22 protein-coding genes are annotated in these 18,422 nt (G+C 46.5%); 14 read left to right on the top strand and 8 right to left on the bottom strand.

The window, feature by feature from the left end; genetic code table 11:
• Positions 1 to 53: 53 nt before the first annotated feature.
• From HB364_RS25810 to HB364_RS25820, 3 genes are all read left to right on the top strand, one after another.
• A complete protein-coding gene (locus tag HB364_RS25810; protein WP_167291312.1) occupies positions 54 to 1,067 on the top strand; it encodes a sensor histidine kinase in 1,014 nt (337 codons plus the stop codon).
• A complete protein-coding gene (locus tag HB364_RS25815; RefSeq protein ID WP_167291313.1) occupies positions 1,064 to 1,777 on the top strand; it encodes a LytR/AlgR family response regulator transcription factor in 714 nt (237 codons plus the stop codon). Before HB364_RS25810 ends, HB364_RS25815 begins: the two co-directional genes overlap by 4 nt.
• Before the next feature lie 89 nt (positions 1,778 to 1,866).
• Entirely contained in the window at positions 1,867 to 2,814 is a 948-nt protein-coding gene (locus HB364_RS25820) for a copper resistance protein NlpE (RefSeq protein ID WP_167291314.1), read from the top strand.
• A 115-nt stretch (positions 2,815 to 2,929) separates the two neighbouring features.
• On the opposite strand, the gene HB364_RS25825 is transcribed toward HB364_RS25820, so the two are convergent.
• Both HB364_RS25825 and HB364_RS25830 read right to left on the bottom strand, forming a co-directional pair.
• Positions 2,930 to 4,192 (bottom strand): DUF1501 domain-containing protein, encoded by a 1,263-nt coding sequence (locus tag HB364_RS25825; RefSeq protein WP_167291315.1) that lies wholly within the window; start codon positions 4,190 to 4,192, stop codon positions 2,930 to 2,932.
• Between the two features lie 24 nt (positions 4,193 to 4,216).
• Complete coding sequence (locus tag HB364_RS25830) at positions 4,217 to 6,250, bottom strand: DUF1800 domain-containing protein (protein ID WP_167291316.1); 2,034 nt, start codon at positions 6,248 to 6,250, stop codon at positions 4,217 to 4,219.
• A gap of 395 nt (positions 6,251 to 6,645) precedes the next feature.
• Between HB364_RS25830 and moaA the strand changes: the two genes are divergently transcribed.
• From moaA to moaCB, 7 genes are all read left to right on the top strand, one after another.
• Positions 6,646 to 7,626 carry a GTP 3',8-cyclase MoaA gene (gene moaA, locus HB364_RS25835; protein WP_167291317.1) on the top strand — a complete coding sequence of 327 codons (981 nt, stop codon included), beginning with the start codon at positions 6,646 to 6,648 and terminating at the stop codon, positions 7,624 to 7,626.
• A gap of 34 nt (positions 7,627 to 7,660) precedes the next feature.
• Entirely contained in the window at positions 7,661 to 7,939 is a 279-nt protein-coding gene (locus HB364_RS25840) for a SelT/SelW/SelH family protein (protein ID WP_167291318.1), read from the top strand.
• Positions 7,939 to 9,153 (top strand): molybdopterin molybdotransferase MoeA, encoded by a 1,215-nt coding sequence (locus HB364_RS25845; RefSeq protein WP_246228618.1) that lies wholly within the window; start codon positions 7,939 to 7,941, stop codon positions 9,151 to 9,153. Before HB364_RS25840 ends, HB364_RS25845 begins: the two co-directional genes overlap by 1 nt.
• A 14-nt stretch (positions 9,154 to 9,167) precedes the next feature.
• Complete coding sequence (locus tag HB364_RS25850; RefSeq protein ID WP_167291319.1) at positions 9,168 to 9,908, top strand: sulfite exporter TauE/SafE family protein; 741 nt, start codon at positions 9,168 to 9,170, stop codon at positions 9,906 to 9,908.
• Between the two features lie 104 nt (positions 9,909 to 10,012).
• Positions 10,013 to 10,246 carry a MoaD/ThiS family protein gene (locus tag HB364_RS25855; RefSeq protein WP_167291320.1) on the top strand — a complete coding sequence of 78 codons (234 nt, stop codon included), beginning with the start codon at positions 10,013 to 10,015 and terminating at the stop codon, positions 10,244 to 10,246.
• 18 nt (positions 10,247 to 10,264) lie between these two features.
• Entirely contained in the window at positions 10,265 to 10,705 is a 441-nt protein-coding gene (locus HB364_RS25860) for a molybdenum cofactor biosynthesis protein MoaE (RefSeq protein ID WP_167291321.1), read from the top strand.
• Positions 10,706 to 10,707: 2 nt separating this feature from the next.
• Entirely contained in the window at positions 10,708 to 11,616 is a 909-nt protein-coding gene (moaCB, locus tag HB364_RS25865; RefSeq protein WP_167291322.1) for a bifunctional molybdenum cofactor biosynthesis protein MoaC/MoaB, read from the top strand.
• 39 nt (positions 11,617 to 11,655) lie between these two features.
• Here the strand turns inward: moaCB and HB364_RS25870 are convergent, their stop codons facing one another.
• The 3 genes from HB364_RS25870 to HB364_RS25880 are packed head-to-tail and all read right to left on the bottom strand — an operon-like array spanning position 11,656 to position 13,116.
• On the bottom strand, positions 11,656 to 12,129 hold the full coding sequence (locus tag HB364_RS25870) for a hypothetical protein (protein ID WP_167291323.1): 474 nt from the start codon (positions 12,127 to 12,129) through the stop codon (positions 11,656 to 11,658).
• Between the two features lie 29 nt (positions 12,130 to 12,158).
• Positions 12,159 to 12,851 (bottom strand): hypothetical protein, encoded by a 693-nt coding sequence (locus HB364_RS25875; RefSeq protein WP_167291324.1) that lies wholly within the window; start codon positions 12,849 to 12,851, stop codon positions 12,159 to 12,161.
• A 40-nt stretch (positions 12,852 to 12,891) separates the two neighbouring features.
• The gene (locus tag HB364_RS25880) at positions 12,892 to 13,116 is read right to left on the bottom strand and encodes a hypothetical protein (RefSeq protein ID WP_167291325.1); all 225 of its coding nucleotides are present in this window, start codon (positions 13,114 to 13,116) and stop codon (positions 12,892 to 12,894) included.
• A 3-nt stretch (positions 13,117 to 13,119) separates the two neighbouring features.
• Between HB364_RS25880 and HB364_RS25885 the strand changes: the two genes are divergently transcribed.
• Positions 13,120 to 13,479, top strand: a complete 360-nt coding sequence (locus HB364_RS25885) for a hypothetical protein (protein WP_167291326.1) — start codon at positions 13,120 to 13,122, stop codon at positions 13,477 to 13,479.
• Positions 13,480 to 13,486: 7 nt separating this feature from the next.
• Here the strand turns inward: HB364_RS25885 and HB364_RS25890 are convergent, their stop codons facing one another.
• Both HB364_RS25890 and HB364_RS25895 read right to left on the bottom strand, forming a co-directional pair.
• Complete coding sequence (locus HB364_RS25890; protein WP_167291327.1) at positions 13,487 to 13,792, bottom strand: hypothetical protein; 306 nt, start codon at positions 13,790 to 13,792, stop codon at positions 13,487 to 13,489.
• Between the two features lie 196 nt (positions 13,793 to 13,988).
• Entirely contained in the window at positions 13,989 to 15,413 is a 1,425-nt protein-coding gene (locus tag HB364_RS25895) for an AAA family ATPase (protein WP_167291328.1), read from the bottom strand.
• Positions 15,414 to 15,627: 214 nt separating this feature from the next.
• On the opposite strand from HB364_RS25895, the gene HB364_RS25900 reads away from it, so the two are divergent.
• Positions 15,628 to 15,771, top strand: coding sequence for a hypothetical protein (locus HB364_RS25900; protein WP_246228619.1), 144 nt, complete (start codon positions 15,628 to 15,630; stop codon positions 15,769 to 15,771).
• Positions 15,772 to 15,775: 4 nt separating this feature from the next.
• Here HB364_RS25900 and HB364_RS25905 read toward each other — a convergent pair whose 3' ends face one another.
• Entirely contained in the window at positions 15,776 to 17,182 is a 1,407-nt protein-coding gene (locus tag HB364_RS25905) for an aminotransferase-like domain-containing protein (RefSeq protein WP_167291329.1), read from the bottom strand.
• A gap of 94 nt (positions 17,183 to 17,276) precedes the next feature.
• Here HB364_RS25905 and HB364_RS25910 point away from each other — a divergent pair, with 94 nt between their 5' ends.
• Together HB364_RS25910 and HB364_RS25915 are read left to right on the top strand one after the other, a co-directional pair.
• The gene (locus HB364_RS25910) at positions 17,277 to 17,735 is read left to right on the top strand and encodes a GNAT family N-acetyltransferase (RefSeq protein ID WP_167291330.1); all 459 of its coding nucleotides are present in this window, start codon (positions 17,277 to 17,279) and stop codon (positions 17,733 to 17,735) included.
• A 27-nt stretch (positions 17,736 to 17,762) separates the two neighbouring features.
• Complete coding sequence (locus tag HB364_RS25915; protein WP_167291331.1) at positions 17,763 to 18,374, top strand: FMN-binding negative transcriptional regulator; 612 nt, start codon at positions 17,763 to 17,765, stop codon at positions 18,372 to 18,374.
• The last annotated feature ends 48 nt before the right edge of the window (positions 18,375 to 18,422 follow it).

The raw sequence follows: 18,422 nt of genomic DNA on the forward strand, positions 1-18,422 counted from the left end.
AAGACACTAACCGGGGCGATCAATAACTTTATACTATTACAAAATCAACTGCTTTGCGTTCCCTCTTTCTAAAAGGTAATTTATTCCACTGGCTCTTCTGGGGTATTTATATCATCTATGGGATCATGGACTCCCGGCCTTGGATCATGAAAAAAGGTTTTGTGTGGTCCCTGCAGCCCTTGCTGCTCTTTTTTGCCATGATAGCGCTGTTGTTGTATGGAAATATCCGCTTCCTGATACCGGTATTCCTGGAAAAGAAAAAGATCGTATGGTATATTATCGGTCTTATTGCCATTATTGTGCTGTATACTTACCTGCGCAGCTTTAACCAGCAATATTGGGATGCCCAGGTATGGCCGGATGAGCCAATGGCGCTTAATGGTTATTTACACTGGAACGTTTTTAATGCCTTGTGGTTCCTCGTCATGTCGTCCCTGCTGTATTATGCCCAAAAATCGAATGAACAGCGGCAGCAGGTAAAAAATATACAGATATCACAACTGCAAACAGAGCTTAAATACCTGCGGGCGCAGGTAAACCCGCACTTCCTATTCAATGGCCTCAATACGATCTATGGTTCCATTGACCGGCAGAACCAGCAGGCAAGGGATATCCTGTTGCAGTTTGCCGACCTGCTGCGTTACAATCTCTATGAGGCTGATGTAGACTGGGTGGAACTGGAGAAGGAAACTCTTTATCTGCAAAACTATGTGGCGCTGCAAAGGGCCCGGAGCGATAGCAATGTGCAGATAACGCTGGACATCAATGTAATGGATGGGTCAGTAAAAATAGCGCCTTTGATCTTCCTTGCTTTTGTGGAGAATGCTTTTAAATACAGTACCCGGGATGATAACCGGAGCAATGTTATTAAGATATCTTTGCAACAAGCGCCCGGCCGCATTGAATTCACCTGCTCTAATACGTATGAGCAACTGGAGCAGGAGGCAGGCGGCATTGGATTGAGCAATGTGATGCGCAGGCTGGAATTGCTGTACAAGGACCATTATACGCTCAATATTATGAAGGACCAGGCTGTATATACCGTTCACTTAACGCTGCTGGTATGAAGAAACTACGCTGTATCATTGTGGACGATGAACCCATCGCCCGGAAAATATTGCAGGAGTTCGTGGAGCAGGTGCCTTTCCTGGAACCTGCCGGCCAGTTTGAGAATGCTTTGAAAGCAGAAGCCTTCGTGCAGTACAACAAGGTGGATATTATGCTGCTCGATATTGAGATGCCCAAACGCTCGGGGCTTGATTATCTCAAAGGCCCCTCCATAAAACCCCTGGTTATTCTCACCACGGCCTTTCCGCAATATGCACTGGAAGGGTATGAGCTGGATATTATTGATTACCTGTTGAAACCGGTTGCCTTCAGCCGGTTTTTAAAGGCGGTACAGAAAGCCAAAGAGTATACCGATCTCCGCGACGCTACCGCACCGCCCACACTTCCCTCCTGGATCTTTGTGCGAAGCGACAAACGGATTGAGAAGATTGAACTGAAAGACATCCTGTATATTGAAAGCCTGGGCAATTATGTAAATATCTATACAGATCAGAAGAAGATACTGGCTTATCTTACCCTGAAAGGGCTGGAAGGACAGTTGCCGGCCCTTGAGTTTATGAAAGTCCACCAGTCATTCCTCGTCAACTGTGCCCGTATTGATGCCATTGAAGGCAATACCATCCGGATGAAAGACAAAACCCTTCCCGTGAGCCGTAATTACCGCGACGCCCTGATGCAAATGGTAGAGCAAAGATTACTCAAACGATAGCAGCTTTTGGTCAAGGATTTACGGCCACAGGCGTAAAACTTTTCCCCGTATCCCGGCAGATGAATAGGTTTACCTTAAATCATACTTGTATGAGGTACTTAAGTATTGTTGGCTGCATGGGCGTATTGGTGGTGGTGCTTCTGGCCGCCCACGTATTGCCAGGTAACAGAACGGTTGCCGGCACTGCAGTCTCCGGTGTATTTGAAGGCACCAGCCCGGGAGTGACACACGCAAGAGCCTTTCTTAAAATTCCCCTGACTGACAAATGTGATTTCATCAAATGGAAACTCACTCTTTTACAGGATGATAAAACAAAGAGCCCTGCCACCTTCAGACTGGAGCAGGAATACGGTTTTTATGTTGACAACCGTACCGATAAAACACTCGGACAAGCGGTAATAGAAGGCAGGTGGGAAATCACAAAAGGAATACCCTCAAAACCGGATGCTGTCGTGTACCGGCTTTATTCGGGGCCGCATTCCATTTATTTTGTACAGCTCGATCATAACCTGCTTCATTTCCTGGACGCTGATAAAAATCCGGCAGTTGGCAATGGCGGCCAGAGCTTTACGCTAAGCAGGACCGGCAAGATCATACCGCCTATGTCTATTTATCAAACCTTACAGACGTCTGCCTCACTGACCAGCGGTATAAAAGATTCTGTACTGGTTTATGAAGGCCGAACACCTTGTACGGCTATTGCCAGGGAACTCAACCTGCCTGCCAATCCGGAATGTTTTAAGCTGAAATGGCTTCTTACCTTGTACCAGGACCCTCAAACAGGAAAGCCTGTACGGTACACGTTGAAGCGTATTTTTCATCAGCAAAATATTATTGAAGGTACCTGGACAGTCATAAAGGGAACAGCCGCCGACCCCCAGACCCTTGTTTACCTGCTTGATCCCGGTAAACCCGGCTATACGCTTTACTTACAGAAAGGAGATGACAATGTGCTTTTCTTCCTGGATGCAAAGAGGGACCTGCTGGTGGGGAATGAGCTTTTTAGTTATACCTTGAACAGGAGGAAGCTTAAGTAGTGGCAACGTTGCTGAAAGCTACAAAATAAAAGTGCGAGGCTGCAAGCCTCGCACAGTACTACAAACTTTGCACAGCGTTGCGGCCTCGCACAGTCAGAGCAAATATTTTCTATTATTAAGCCATCACACCAATCTTATCTCCCTTCCAGTCGGGGAAGAGTGCTTTATCGTTGTTGATGCGCAGGTGTTTATCGGCCACTTCACTGAATACGGCCCGGAAGTCGGTAGTAACAGCGAGGTCGCGGCCATCTTCCAGGTTCTCTACTGACAATGGATTCACCAGGCCATGTACTTTACCGCCACCCACATCATTGCCCAGTATAAAGTTGCAGGAAGCCCTTCCGTGGTCGGTGCCTGCCGTGCCATTCTGTTTTACGGTGCGGCCAAACTCTGTCATCGTCATCACTGTTACGTCATCCTGGTAAGCGGAGAGGTCGTTCCAGAAAGCAGTTATACAGTTACTCAGGTCCATTACATTGCGTGCAAAGATACCGGTCACGGCGCCCTGGTTGAAATGCGTATCCCAGCCGCCGGATTCAGCAAATGCTACTTCCAGTCCCACATCCATTTTAATAAGTTGGGCTATTTGTTTCAGGGAGTTGCCTAAGGCACTGGTGGGATACACCACATTGTTGGCCGGCTTATAATTCTTTATAGCTGTTTTCTGCAACATCTTGATGGCGTCAAAGCTTTCCTTACCGGTTTTATTCAGCAGGGAAGAAGAGGTTTGATCATAAAGGTCTTCAAAGCTTTTGGCGGCTACATTGGAGCCCATCGGGTTGCCCCGCATCTGGATGGCGAAGTCCTGCAGGTTGCTGATGGCTACAGAAGGATTGTCGCCATAGAAAGAACGTGGCATGGAAGAGGTGAGGCTCACGGCCCGGAAAGGCGTAGCATCATGTCCCAGCAATCCTACGGCCCGGTTGAGCCAGCCGCTGGCCGTGCCTTTGTTGAAAGGCGTACCACTTTCCATATAATCCTGCGCATCAAAGTGCGAGCGGGTATTGTTGGGCGAGCCAATGCCATGTACAATGGCCAGGCGTTTTTCCCGGAACAGGGGTTCAAACACTGCCATAGAAGGATGGAGACCGAAACGTCCATCCAGATCTATCAGTTGACCGTTGGCGTCGCCTTTGGCGGCCGTCATGAACAGGGTAGGGCGCGCCGCTTTCAGGTATGGATCGGTAAACGGCGTTACGGCCATAAGGCCATCCATAGCGCCGCGCTGGAATATGCAAACGAGTATTTTATTTCTTTTGTACGGATGAATGATCTTCTGACTATTGGCGGCACGTGCAATGAAGGTAGGCACACCACCTACGCCAATTCCGAATAAGGCCAGACCACCTGATTTTAAAAATCCTCTTCTTGTAGCCATGATAATAAGGTTTTTCTTTGAGACTTATTTACGTTGAAATTCCGGTGAACCAATGATGATACCTACTACCTGCGACAGCATGTTGTTATTGCCTTTGGCATATTGCATGGCATAGTTATTCTTAGCAGGATTTTTGGGTATTTTGTTGGGATTCTTTTTTCCGCCGCCTTTCTTTTTAGGCATCAGTTCCGTTGTTTCATCCATCTCCGTCATCGTATTTTCTTCATTGTCCTGCATCATGGTAGTCTGCTGCTGTGGCGGGGTTGTTTTGCCTGCAGCCTCATCTACTTTCTTACCCAGCTCCGGATCGTTCAGCAAAGGAGTGAGCCGTTTGATAGAGGCTTCAAGGTCGCGCTCCGGCATGATCATTTTGCCATAGGTTTCCAGTGCTGCTTCGGCACTTTCCGGTTCCCGGTGGTTATTGAGTGCATAGAGGTCTACTGTTATGCCTGGTATGCGGTTAGAAGCCAGCGCCAGGCCAAAGTTCATGCGATTGAGCAGGGAGCCGGTATTGATCCAGTATTTACCATTATCGGGGAAGCCGGTGGGCGCCTGGTAATAATACATCCGTTGTCCCATCTTACTTACCCAGGTATACAACTGGTAAGGTTGGGTAATGGTGGCATTGAGGTTGCGCACCGAACTGATGGCCAGTTCAAAGGGCGACTTGGTTTTTTCCCGCAGCGCTTCTTTACTCCAGAACTCCGGTGAGGTGGCCATGGTGATGAGCACTTCGCGGATATTGCCCTCTTTGGCCAGGAAGGTTTGGGCCATTTTATCTATCAGGCTTTGGGGCGGATTGTCATTCACAAAACGCACGGCCAGTTTGCGGGCAATGAATTTCGCGGTAGAAGGGTGGTGGGCCAGCATGTGCAGCAGCTCAACGCCTTCTTCATAGCCGCCATTGGCTTTAAATGGTTTGCCCAATACTGTTTTGGCGCTTTTGTCATGACGGTTGGCGGCAAACAGAAAGTCTCCTTCCCGTACATAGCCCTGCTTCTGCATCTTTTCTTCTCCCAGTCTTTCAAGCTGTTTGCGGGCCGCATTGGCGCCATAATCGTTCAGGGGATATACTGTCCAGCCGGTTAATATTTTGGCGGCCTGTGTTACATCCTGTTGGGTATAACCACCATCCACACCCAGTGTATGCAGTTCCATCACTTCGCGGGCATAGTTTTCATTAAGTCCCCGGGTCTTGCGTAATTGTTGTGCTTTTTTCAAAGCCATGGCCTTGGCGGAGGTATCGGATTCCATGGCTTCCATCCGTTGATCAAATTGCTGCTGCGCTTTGGCGGTCCGCGGATTGGCTGGCGGCATATTTTCACCCATGCTGGTAAAATTGTCTAAGTAATACAGCATGGCGGGTGATTTGGCCGTAGCCATCAGCATGGTTTCGAAATTGCCCAGTACATTCGGGCGTATGGCGTCGCGCTCGTAAGCCATGACAAACGGGCCACAATCATTTTTGGTGAGGGATACATTGAAGTGGTTAAACCAGAAATCGGTGAGCACTTCCTGTAACTGGTTCTCTCCATAGGTGGCCCTTAATATCTTCTGGTTAGCTAACTGGCGGTACAGTTCCTGCATGGGCTTCAGCCCTTTTTCATCCATATAGCGCTGCAGTTGGTCCTTATAGCCTTTCTTGTCGCTGGCATTCACGGAGTCTTTGTGGATATAGCCATCCCGGATGGCCATACGCACCAACTGGCCACCCCTGGGATAGATGTCGGCAATTTCGTCATTGCTCAGCTTCAGGGCATCATAGGAACCCAGCAACTGTGTGAGGGTGTCATCGGGTAGTTTGGCTTCCAGTTGTTGCCGGAACCATTTTTCCAGTCCCATATTTACCACAGCATCCACATCGCCGGGACGGGCGCCAAAGGTGAACCTGTTCAGGAGGTGGGCGGCGGCCTGCCTTTCGGTCAGTTTTGCTTTTTTGTAAGGAAAACTAAAGGGAGCTGATGAATTGTCTAACGGACGCAAGAAGAAGGAGCATAGCAATACACCTGTTACCAATACCGCGAAACTGGTGTAAAAGATCCTGATGTAATTTTTCATATTAAGATTTATTGCAGGATTAGTGCTGATGAATGGATGTCGGTTGCTTCAGGATGTTAGGATACAATCGTTCAAAAAAGTTGCCACAAATGCCTGCCGGTCATTTATTAACACAAGGCCGGGTTTTCTGGCAGGCACAATATGTCTGAGACCCTGATTTCTCCCCGAAGTTTAACGGTACTTTAAATAAATTATTGAGGAACAGGCAGCTTGCAGGTAAATGCGGGGAGGCGGAATAAATGGGGGCAAAGGATAGCTCCTGGGGGCAAAATCCGCGAAATCATGGTTCTGACATAATATTGCGGTATCTTTATAACGCATTTGCCTCTTTTCTGTGATGCAGGCCGGGATAAGCCGGCTGATCCGGTAACGGGGTAATTTTCAACCAATAGTGCATGCTGATCGATTCATATAACAGGGTTCATGATTATCTGCGGATCTCACTGACAGACAGTTGCAACCTCCGTTGCTTTTACTGCATGCCTGATGAACATATTACCTGCCTGCCCAATAAACAACTGATGCAACCGGATGAGATAGACCATATCGCCGGCCTGTTCGTGCAACTGGGTGTGAAGAAGATCAGGCTGACGGGTGGCGAACCCCTGGTACGTAAAGGAGTGGGGGAGATCATCAGGCGCCTCGGCGCTTATCCCGTAGAATTGACGATGACCACGAACGGTGTGCGGCTGCAGGAGTTTGCGGCCGACCTGCAGGCGGCTGGTATGCGCTCCATCAATATCAGCCTGGACACTTTACAGGCCGATAAGTTCATGCTCCTGACCAAAAGGGATAATTTCCAAAAGGTATACGATAATATCCACGGGATGGTGCAACTGGGCTTGCGCGTGAAGGTGAATGTGGTGGCCATGAAAGGAGTGAATGAGGATGAGATACCGGCCTTCATCGCGCTGACAAAAGAACTCCCGCTCCATATCCGTTTTATTGAGTTTATGCCTTTTACCGGCAATCACTGGGAACATGCCAAAGTGATCGGCCTGCAGGAGATACTGGATATTGTAGCGCAGGGGTATTCCTTTGAGCCCATCCAACACAAGAAGCACGATACCGCCAAGAATTTCCAGGTAGCCGGCCATGCAGGCACTTTTGCTGTGATCAGTACAATGACAAAACCTTTCTGTGGTGATTGTAACCGGATGCGCCTCACGGCTGACGGCAAGATGAAGAATTGTCTCTTTTCCCAAACAGAGACCGACCTGCTGGGCGCTTTGCGGCGTGGTGAAGACCTGGTGCCCCTGATCAAAGAATGTATCTGGTCGAAAGCGGCGGAAAGAGGCGGACAGTTTGTAGATGATTATGCCCATACCGATCCGCTGAGCATAAAGAACAGGAGTATGATTGCCATTGGCGGTTGATACTATACATTTGCACTAACCTACTACAAGCGCGATGAAACCTACCATTACGATTGAATACTGCCCCAAATGCGGCTGGATGCTGCGGGCCGCCTATATGGCCCAGGAGCTGCTTACTACTTTCAGCGATGACATCAAAAGCGTGACGCTACTGCCCTCCGAAACCGGCGGCCGTTATGCCATCTATATTAATGATGACATTGTATTCGACCGTAAAGAAACCGGTCATTTCCCCGAAATAAAAGAACTGAAACAATTGGTGCGGGACGTTGTAAATCCTGCTAAAAGTCTTGGTCATTCCGATAAGAAATAATGAGCAATCAAAAAGAAACACCTGCTTTGTTATCCGTACAGGAAGCAAAAGCATTGATCACAACCCATACTTCTTTAAGGCCATCGGTTACCCTCCCGCTCGAAAAAGCATTGGGACGGGTACTGGCCGCCAGCGTCTATTCACCGGTATCCATACCTGCTTTTCAGCAAAGCGCCATGGATGGGTATGCTTTTAATTATGATGGCTGGAAACAGCGTGCTGTACTGAAAATAACCGGCGAGATGGCCGCAGGCGCTACAGCACCCCTGCAGATTGCTGCGGGAGAAGCTGCCCGCATTTTCACCGGCGCGCCCTTGCCCGGTGGGGCCGATACAGTGGTGATGCAGGAAAAGGTACGGGTGGAAGACAATGAGCTTATTATTGATGATGCCGATTTACAGCCCGGAGGCAATGTAAGGCCCATTGGCTCAGAAATAGCCGCCAATGAACTGGCCTTACCGCAAGGCGCTGCGCTAACGCCTGCAGCCATCGGGTTCCTGGCAGGCATGGGCATCCATGAGGTAGCTGTTTATCCCGCCCCCAACATTACGATCATTGTTACCGGCAATGAATTACAGGCGCCGGGTACGCCCTTGCAATTTGGCCAGGTATATGAGTCTAACTCCTACACGTTGCGCACTGCCTTACAACAAATGCAGGTGGGGCCTGTTTCCCTGATGGCCGTGGAAGATGATTTCGATAAGTTGCTGCATACGCTTGCCCAGGCATTATCGGAATCCGACATGGTATTGATCACTGGTGGTGTGAGTGTAGGCAATTATGATTATGTGGCAAAGGCATTGGAAATATGTGGGGTGACACGCATTTTCCACCGGCTGAAACAAAAGCCCGGAAAGCCCCTGTATTTTGGTAAAAGGGATGAGCAACTGGTGTTTGGATTACCCGGTAATCCTTCTTCCGTGCTCACCTGTTTTTATGAATATGTGTATACCAGCATCCGTGAACAGATGGGTTATCCGCAAGCCACTTTGCCCGTTATGCGGATGCCCTTGCTCAACGACTATGCCCGGAAACCGGGACTTACCCAATTCCTGAAAGGATACTGGAATGGAGAAGGGGTGCGGGTATTGCAGGCGCAGGAGTCGTACCGTATGCACTCATTTGCCGTATGTAATTGTTTAATTGTGCTGCCGGAAGAAGCGGGAGATGTAACGAAAGGACAATTGGTAGAGGTACATTTATTACCTGTTTAGTATAATAGCCGGCAATGGATTTAACGCTGATACTCTTTTACTGTCTTTTACTACTGGTAGCTTTTCTCTATGCTTCTGTAGGCCATGGCGGCGCCAGCGGTTACCTGGCATTGATGGCGCTCTTTGGTGTGGCGCCTGCGGTGATGAAACCCACCGCACTGGTATTAAACCTGTTTGTATCGGCCGTGTCTTTTATCCAGTTTTACCGGGCCCGGCATTTTAAAAAGGAAATATGCTGGCCACTGATCGTGGCTTCCATACCTATGGCGTATATCGGCGGCAGGATCACCCTTGATGCGGATATCTATAAAAAGATACTGGGCGTGGTGCTGCTGATCTCTGTGGTGCGCTTCCTGATGCCTGGCAGCACCGCTGCCGGGAAATTGCGGCCTGCCAATCGTACCTGGTTGTTCATTATTGGCGGACTGATCGGTTTGCTGTCGGGCATGATTGGTATCGGAGGGGGTATTATTCTTTCTCCCATCCTGTTATTGCTTCGCTGGGCCGATGTAAAACAGTCTGCTGCGCTCAGTGCTGTTTTCATTTTCGTCAATTCCCTGGCCGGATTATTGGGGCAACTTAGCAAATCGGTATCCTTTACGCCTTCCATGTATGCTTATGTAGGTATTGCCCTGGTGGGAGGGTTGGCTGGTGCTTACTTCGGCGCCAAACACTTCAAAAATTCGGTATTAAAGTATATCCTGGCGGGGGTATTGCTGCTGGCGGTGTTTAAACTGATATTCACCACTGCGTAAGGCAAAGGCAACGAGGCATAAAGGCAGCAAGGCAACGAGCAGAGAAGCCTTCGGTATAAAGTGGTATTTTTGTGAGGTGATTTTTTAGTAAGCAATAATTTATCATGGCGCTAACCATTCAGCTTTTTGGACAGTTTAAGGAAATGGCAGGCAGCCCCACGCTGCAGGTGGAGGGGGCGGCTGATACGGACGCCCTGCGGCGCAAGCTGGAAACCATGTTCCCGGAATTGCAAAGTATTCCTTACCTCATAGCTGTTGACAAGGATGTGGCTACCGGCAATACCGTGTTAAAGCCTGCTGCTGTCATTGCTTTATTACCTCCTTATTCAGGCGGATAACCTGTTATTGATTGATGTATGGAGAAGAAGATGAAAAATATATTTGTACAGGGCGCTATTGCACCGGCTTTTGTGGCCGAGAGCATACAGAAGCATAGTACAAAAATGGATATTGGCGCCCACAGCATTTTTATGGGACAAGTGCGGAGTGATGTAATAGATGAGAAGAAGGTGGTGGCCATTGAGTATACGGCCTATGAAGAAATGGCGCTGGAAAAAATGCATGTTATCCGCGAGGATATCTTCAGTAAATACTCCCTTACCTGCATGCATATCTACCATAGCCTGGGCAGGATAGCAGCAGGGGATATCTGCCTGTTTGTATTCACCTCTTCGGGTCATCGTAAAGCGGCCATTGCTGCTTGTGAAGAAGTAGTGGAACGCATCAAGCAGGAACTGCCCATCTGGGGGAAAGAGCTATTCGATAATGAAACCCATCAGTGGAAGGAAAATAAATAAGCATGGTCAACATCACCCATAAGGTCAGCAGCCTGCGTACCGCCATTGCAGTAGCCCGTTTAACAGTATCAAAGCCAGAGACCATCACCGCCATCCGGGATAAAAAGGTGCCCAAGGGCGATGTGTTTGAGTTTGCGCGGGCGGCTGGTTTGCTGGCCGTGAAAAAGACCAGCGATGTGATCCCTGATTGTCATCCCTTACCGGTGGAATATACTGCCATCACGTACGCCATTGAAGAGCAAACGGTAATTATTTCCGTAGAAGTACATACCATCTATAAAACAGGCGTGGAAGTGGAAGCCATGCACGGCGCAGCAATAACGGCCCTTACGATGTACGATATGCTGAAGCCTATTGACAAGGGTATTGAGATTACCTCCATTAGCCTGCAACAAAAGAAAGGCGGCAAGTCTGATTTTAAAGACCGCACGGGTTCTTTGCGTTGTGCAGTAATTGTTTGTTCCGATAGTGTATCGGCCGGCAGCAAGCAGGATTTTGCGGGTAAGGCCGTGGTGGAAAAGCTGCAGCAGCATGGACTGGCCACTGCCCTGTATGAGATCATCCCCGATGAGTTTGCCATGATACAGGAGAAAGCAGGTCAGTTGAGCAATGAAGGATATAATCTTGTATTATTTACTGGCGGTACAGGTCTTTCACCACGTGATGTAACCCCGGAAGCTATTACACCCTTATTGGATAGGACTGTTCCCGGCATTATGGAAGCTGCCCGCAGTTATGGTCAGGATCGTACGCCCTACGCCATGCTGAGCAGGGGAGTGGCCGGATTTATAGGTAGTACGTTGGTGCTCACTTTACCCGGCTCCACCCGCGGTGCAGCAGAGACCATGGATGCTTTGTTTCCCTACATACTGCATATTTTCCGGGTGGCAGAAGGGATGCGGCATGAGTGAGGACTTCTTAATCACTTTCCTGTTAGGCGGGTCGGGAGATTAGAATTTCCACCATGGCTTTTTTGATTTCGCTTTAGTAGGCTCGTCTTTATCATTTCTCAATATATTGGGTTCAATGCCCATTAAGGCTGCATTGCCGTATGGTTCAATTCCGGGGCCAACATCTTTGGGTATGTAGCGCTGTGCGAACACTAATCCGTCTTCTTCAGAAATATCAAACGATCTTACAATTATCGCATCATTTCTTTCGCCTTTAACTGTTGCATACCCATCATAGGCAATTAAAGCCAGTCTTGGTCTGGGATTAAGATCTTTTAGAAGTTTTTCAGCTTCAGCAGGAGCATTCTCCAGCCGCTCTGTCAGAATTCGGGTTAAACTTTTTTGATCACCCATCTTTGCCATAACAAATGCAACTAATGGTCCCCCGCCATCCCTGATTGAATTGATCCCGTGGTCCAAACCTAAAAAAATGAAGTCTGTATATTCCTGACTAATCTTGTTAATGTCTGTCATAAATGAAATGTCTTTTTGTGAGCTATTAGTCATGATTCAATTAATAGCACTAAGTAGATTTTTCCTTCGGCATTTTTATAAACCTCGATACCACTTAAGTCTAAATCAGACAAGTCATGCCCCCAAACGCCATACTTGCCATTGGTTTCATTTCTATTTATAAGCCCTTCTCTTTTTTCCAAAGGTATTGTCTTGGTCGATGCCGTTACTTCTTCCTCTTTATAGATTAAATGATATCTTTTGCTTATTTCCTCAATTAACTGTTTTTTGGTAAAACCATTGCCTGATGTTAGTAGTTCGAATGAAGCGGGCTTATTTAAGGGGTAATCAACAATAAGGGTTGCTTTTGTATACGGCAGCACAATTTTATCGGCATCGATAAGTTTTGAAATTTCCTCGTCGGTCTTTTCAAGACTAATCCAGGGAATAATTCCGTCTTTAAATACTTCTAAATCTTCTTTTGTAGGTTTTAATCTTAGCTCAATTGTGGTAACCAGTGCGCCTATTGTATCCAGCCGGGATTCTGTTTCTTCCTTCGCTTTCAGTATCGCTTGTTCATAGTCAGAGGGTTTGATTTCCGTTACTGAAGAAGATGGCTTCTGATTGCAGCTAATAAAGGCTATTATAATGATAAAAAGCAGTTTATAGTTTATAGTTTTGCCTACGGGATTTTTCTCGGGTAGTGGTGGAATTGCCAGGCAATTAATGACGTATATCTTCATGAGTCACAATGTACACAACGAAACCGTTTTTTACAACTATTCAAGTACGGACCAGGATGTCCCGGAATTCTTCAGCATCTCCTGATTGGATGAGCGTGAGCAGTGATGTATCGGGCAATATAGCGGTGTTAAAGAAGAAGTTGCTGAATTGGCCAACCGGCTGGTGAGCATGTACCGTTCTGATATAGACCAGTGTCGCCAACTGATACTCAAGGCTAAACGAAGCGTGTTTGCAAGGTTTGGAAAAGCGAAGCTTTATCTCCATGAAATGGAAGCCAGGTTGAATGAAATCGAAAGAGAATTGCCAGTTAGCCGTCAGATTTCGTTTGACCCGGTGCAAGCGCTTCGACAACTCAGCAGGATTTCTTACCTGCAAGGTAGTGAGTATCCTGGGGAAGTCGAAGCTTGTGACCGGCTGTTGAAAAAGATGAATGCTGACCGAAAAACAATGCTGTTGTTGTGGGCCGGGCATGCAGCAGTGGTTTACAATGATTGTATTCAACAAATTGCCAAAGAACTTACAACGCAAGCTGAGCTATACAATAAAGCCCATGGTGAGAGCAGAACCCTGCTTGATCAACATACTTATACCATCAATAGGGAAAGAAGTAAGTTGGGTTACGCCTGATCAGGTATTATTTCTTTAACCACTCCAGGATACAGATGATGATGGCGAGTGCTACTTCGGCCACCAGTATCATGGCGCTGGTTAAACCTACTTCCACACAATCTCGGAATGTGATGTTTTCGTTTTCCAACAGTTGGGCTATACCTGCGCCCAAGCTAAGCATCACGAGGCCAATCTGAGTACGGTCTAGCTTCTTGCTTATGCTGATGAAGGCTGGTGACTGCAATTCATCTTTCTTTGGGTAATAAAACTTAACCAGGAATATCAACGCGTAGAATACAACAACTGGTATGATGAAGGTGAGTGAGGTCATGGATGCGGAGTGTGAACAGTAGTTTACAGAAATGCATGGGGTCATGTCCATATAATGGTTGAATCTTACGAAGTCGTATCTTCCATCTTAAACTTATTCCTGTTATTCCTATCGTGCTAAGACCTTTGAATTTCACTAAGCCCTTCAAATATGAGTTCTGTAATTGTCCAGTTGTCCCGACTACGTTCTGTAATAATCACGACGGATCAAATAAATCATCCATGGTGATGGTGCTTTGGATAAAACCAAGGGAATGCAGGTTTTCCTTTAAACCCCAAGTTGTTATGAGTACCGGAAAAACGCTCTTCCGTGTCTGTGTCTCCTCCTTGAAGGTAAATAGTTTTCTTTCAAGCTCTTTTTTATAGACTTTGGTTAGTGTGAAAGGTTCCTGGGTAAATTTCACTTCACAAAGATTAATTACATGATCTCTTCTGTCAATTAAGAGATCAATTTGGACGCTTCGTTCCTTATCGACCCATGAAGATTCTTCGGTATAAACCCCACTTATGCCCAATGCTTTTTTGATAGCAGTAACGTGTTGAAGACATATGCTTTCATAGGCATAGCCGCTCCATGCCCGCCATGCCGGACTATCTATCCGGCTCAACCAGGCTCCGGCACCCGATAGTTTTTGATCCTTTATAAATTTCAGATAAAACAGGGTATATGGATCCGAGAGTCTGTAAATACTGTCTCTGATCTTTTTTCCAAACGGAACACTTTTGCTGATAAATCCGCTCTCCTCTAATTCACGGAGAATCGTTGTAAGAGCCCCACCATCTTTGATGCCGCTCAATTTCACCATTTCTTCTCGGCCAAGTCCTTTAGGCTTGCCGGCAAGCACTTCGATGATCATGATGTGCCTGTCAGCCTGATTGAATAATGAGCCATATAGATTGTCATATTCTAATGCCAACAATCCATTTTTTGAAAAGGCCAGCCGGTCGATTTCCTGAAATGCACTCTTCCCTTGCCTGATGGCGTTAAGGTAAAAAGGCACTCCGCCCATAGCCATGTATAGCTGAAGTATCTGGTACCTGTCCAACTGAGTTTGATGAGCGCGAAAGAAACTTTCTGTTTCCTGAAGTGTAAAAGGCAGTAAACGGATTCTCTGAGTAACCCTGTTATAAAGCCCTCCTTTGTTGTTGATCAATTTATTGATCATCCAGGATGCTGCAGATCCGCAAACCACCAGCAGAATATCCGGACGATTGGAAGCCCAGGCATTCCAAAAATGCTCAAGGGCAGAAAGGAAATTAGAGCGTGGCGTATCGATCCAGGGCAGTTCATCAAAGAAGACTACTTTTTTAGGAGCCTTTAACGTTTTAAGGTAATTCCTTAGTAAACTAAAAGCATCAAACCAGTTTTTCGGAAGCTCACCCGGACCTATGCCTGTATCCAGTTCCCTCAAAACAGAAAAGAAATTGGCCAGTTGTTGTGAGGTATTAGCCCGCGCTATACCTGTCATTTGGAATGCAATTTGCTTATTGTAAACCTGACGTATAAGAAAGGTTTTGCCTACTCGCCTCCGCCCATAAACTGCCAAAAACTCTGGTTTTTCACTTTTAAGCAATTGTTCCAGCACTTTTTGTTCCTCGTTACGTCCAATTATTTTCTCCATCTTGAAACTATTTATCTTGCGGCAAGTATAAAGAAATAGGAACTTACCGCAAAAAATAACGCCCTAAATAGCGCTAAGCTATGTAAAAATGAACCTTGGCGCTAATATTAATTATTGACACATGGCTACTACATTGATTTGTAATTATTTATGTGCTATGTGAGATTCTTATAGGGGCCTTACCCCCTTACTCGATAGAACGATTCCCGGCATTATGAGGGGAGTGGCCGGATTTATAGGTAGTACATTGGTGCTCACTTTACCCGGCTCCACCAGCGGTGCAGCAGAGACCATGGATGCTTTGTTTCCTTATATACTTCATATTTTCCGGGTAGCGGAAGGGATGCGGCATGAGTGAGGTTTTACTGAGCTAATCTGCCCAGTAGTTTTAATTTATGCTTTACTTCTTCCGACCAGGGAAAGCCGATGGAAAGCCTCATACAGTTTTCAAATTGATCCTGTAAGGTAAACATCCTTCCCGGGGCAATGCTTATTTTCTGTTTTAGAGCTTTGTCAAACAGTTCTGTGGTATTCACTGTTTTATTGAACTCCACCCATAAGGCAAGTCCACCCTGCGGCCTGCTTGTTTTAGTGCCTTCCGGAAAATATTCCGCTATAGCCTGTATATAATGCTGATAATTGCTGTGTAAGGTCTGACGCAACTTGTGCAGATGATTTTCATACCGGCCGCTTTTCAGGAAATTGGCTACCGCCTCCTGTATAAGGGTAGAAGATGATATGGCATGAACCAGTTTGAGTTTCAGGATCTGTTCCTTGTATCTGCCTGGTGCTACCCAACCCACACGATAGCCCGGCGCCAGGGCTTTGGAAACTGAGCTACACCACAACACGGTTCCCTCTTTATCAAATGCCTTGCAACATGTTGGACGTTGAGTGCCAAAGTAAAGATCGCCATATATATCATCTTCTATGAGCGGGATATGATGTTGGGCCAACAGCTTCACCACTTCTTTTTTATGTTCATCAGGCATACAACTGCCCAAAGGGGTATTGAAGTTTGGCACCAACAGGCAAAGGTTGATCCTGGGGATTGCTTTTTTCAAGGCATCTATTTCAATGCCAGTAGCCGGATGTGTAGGCAGTTCAAGTACTTTTAGTCCCAGGCTCCTGGCCAGTTGTAAAGTGCCGGGATAACAAGGGCTTTCCATAGCAATGGTATCGCCAGGCTTTCCCAAAGCCATCATGCAAAAGGATAAAGCATTCATCCCCCCGGCGGTAGTTACCAGGTCATTTTCATGAAGACTTCCTCCCCAATACATGGCGCGGGCGGCAATCATTCTCCGCAATTTTTCATTGCCCTGCAACTGTTCATAGGCTGTACCGCTACCCTTAAGTTCCCGGGTAGCATGTATTATTTCTTTATTCAGTTTTGTTAATGGCAATAATTCAGCGGCAGGCGCTCCAACAGAAAAAAGCGTAAGATCAGTTTTGCCGATGTTGGCATAGACTTTCCTGATCAATTCCTCCGGCTCTTTATTGTTGCTGACCTGTGAGGGCTTGCTTACTTCCGGAAGTGGAAGTTTTCGATACGATAGCCGGCTTACAAAATATCCGGATTGTGGTTTTGATTCAATGAGTGATTGGGCTTCCAGCTCCAGGAAGATCCTTTTAGCGGTATTCATGCTGATGCCATGCTCCTGGCACAACATCCTGACCGAAGGCAGACGGTCACCAGGCTTTAAAACTTCATTCCTGATCAGTTTGGCAATATTGTTTGATATGTCAACGTATAGAAAATCGTTTTTCATGCTATAAAGGTAACTGTGTCCATTAAAATAGTCAAAACTGAGACTGTGCCCATTGGGCAACCCTGTCTATTTTTGCATGAAAACTGCAATAACTATGTCAGAAGTAATTATTAAGACAGGTAAAGAGAATATGGATGTTACAATGATACATCGTTTCCTGACAGAAGATTCCTATTGGGCTAGGGGCATTTCCTATGCGCTGGTGGACCGTTCACTGACCCACTCATTTTGTACCGGCGCCTTTGTAAATGGTAATCAGGTCGGATTCGGAAGAGTGATCACTGATTATTACACTTTCGGGTGGTTCGCTGATTTTTTCGTATTACCGGAATACCGCGGACAAGGAATTTCCAAAAAAATATTATCCCATATATTGGAGCAACCGTGGTCTAAACGTTTGAGAAGAAAGATGCTCAATACCAGCGACGCACATGGCTTATACCGCCAGTTTCAGTTTAAAGATCTTGGGAACCCTTCCTATGTATTGGAAGTATATCAACCCGATATTCACTTACAGTATAGAGAAGAAATAGAGGCGTCTCAGGTTTTGTAGATATTAGCCTATTTAAAATAATAATCCATGTTTATACCCAACGCATTCAAATTCGAAGATACCGCGGGCAAGATCGCCTTTATGAAACGGTACAGCTTTGCTACTATAGTGACCTGTAAAGACCAAATGCCAATAGCTACCCAATTGCCGTTTGTTGTGGATGAAAGTGCCGGGAGTTTGCGGTTATGCGCCCACCTGGCTGCTGCCAATGAACAGGCAAAATATATAGAAACGAATACTTCCCTCGTCATATTCTCGGAGCCGCACGCTTATATCTCGCCTAAGCATTACGATAAGCGGGAGAGCGTACCCACCTGGGATTATATTGCTATACATGCCTATGGAAGGGCCAGGATCATCGAAGATGAAATGGCCAAGCTGAAAGCCCTGGAACAGATGATACATTTTTATGAACAGGATTATATGGAACAATGGCAAGGCCTTTCCGATAAGTTCAAAAAGGGCATGATGCAGGGTATTGTAGCTTTTGAAATTGAAGTAACAGATTTACAGGGACAACAGAAGCTGAGCCAGAATAAAACAGTAAAAGAGCGGGAAAAGATCATTCAACAGTTGGAGAAAAGCACTGACAGCGTTCAAAAAGATTTGGCGCCTTTCATCAGGAACTTGTCGAAGTAACGTGGTCGCTTTTTAGCAATAGCAGTAGATGGCATCCATGAAGCTTCC

It is taken from the genome of Paraflavitalea devenefica, from assembly GCF_011759375.1.
Taxonomy (GTDB): domain Bacteria; phylum Bacteroidota; class Bacteroidia; order Chitinophagales; family Chitinophagaceae; genus Paraflavitalea; species Paraflavitalea devenefica.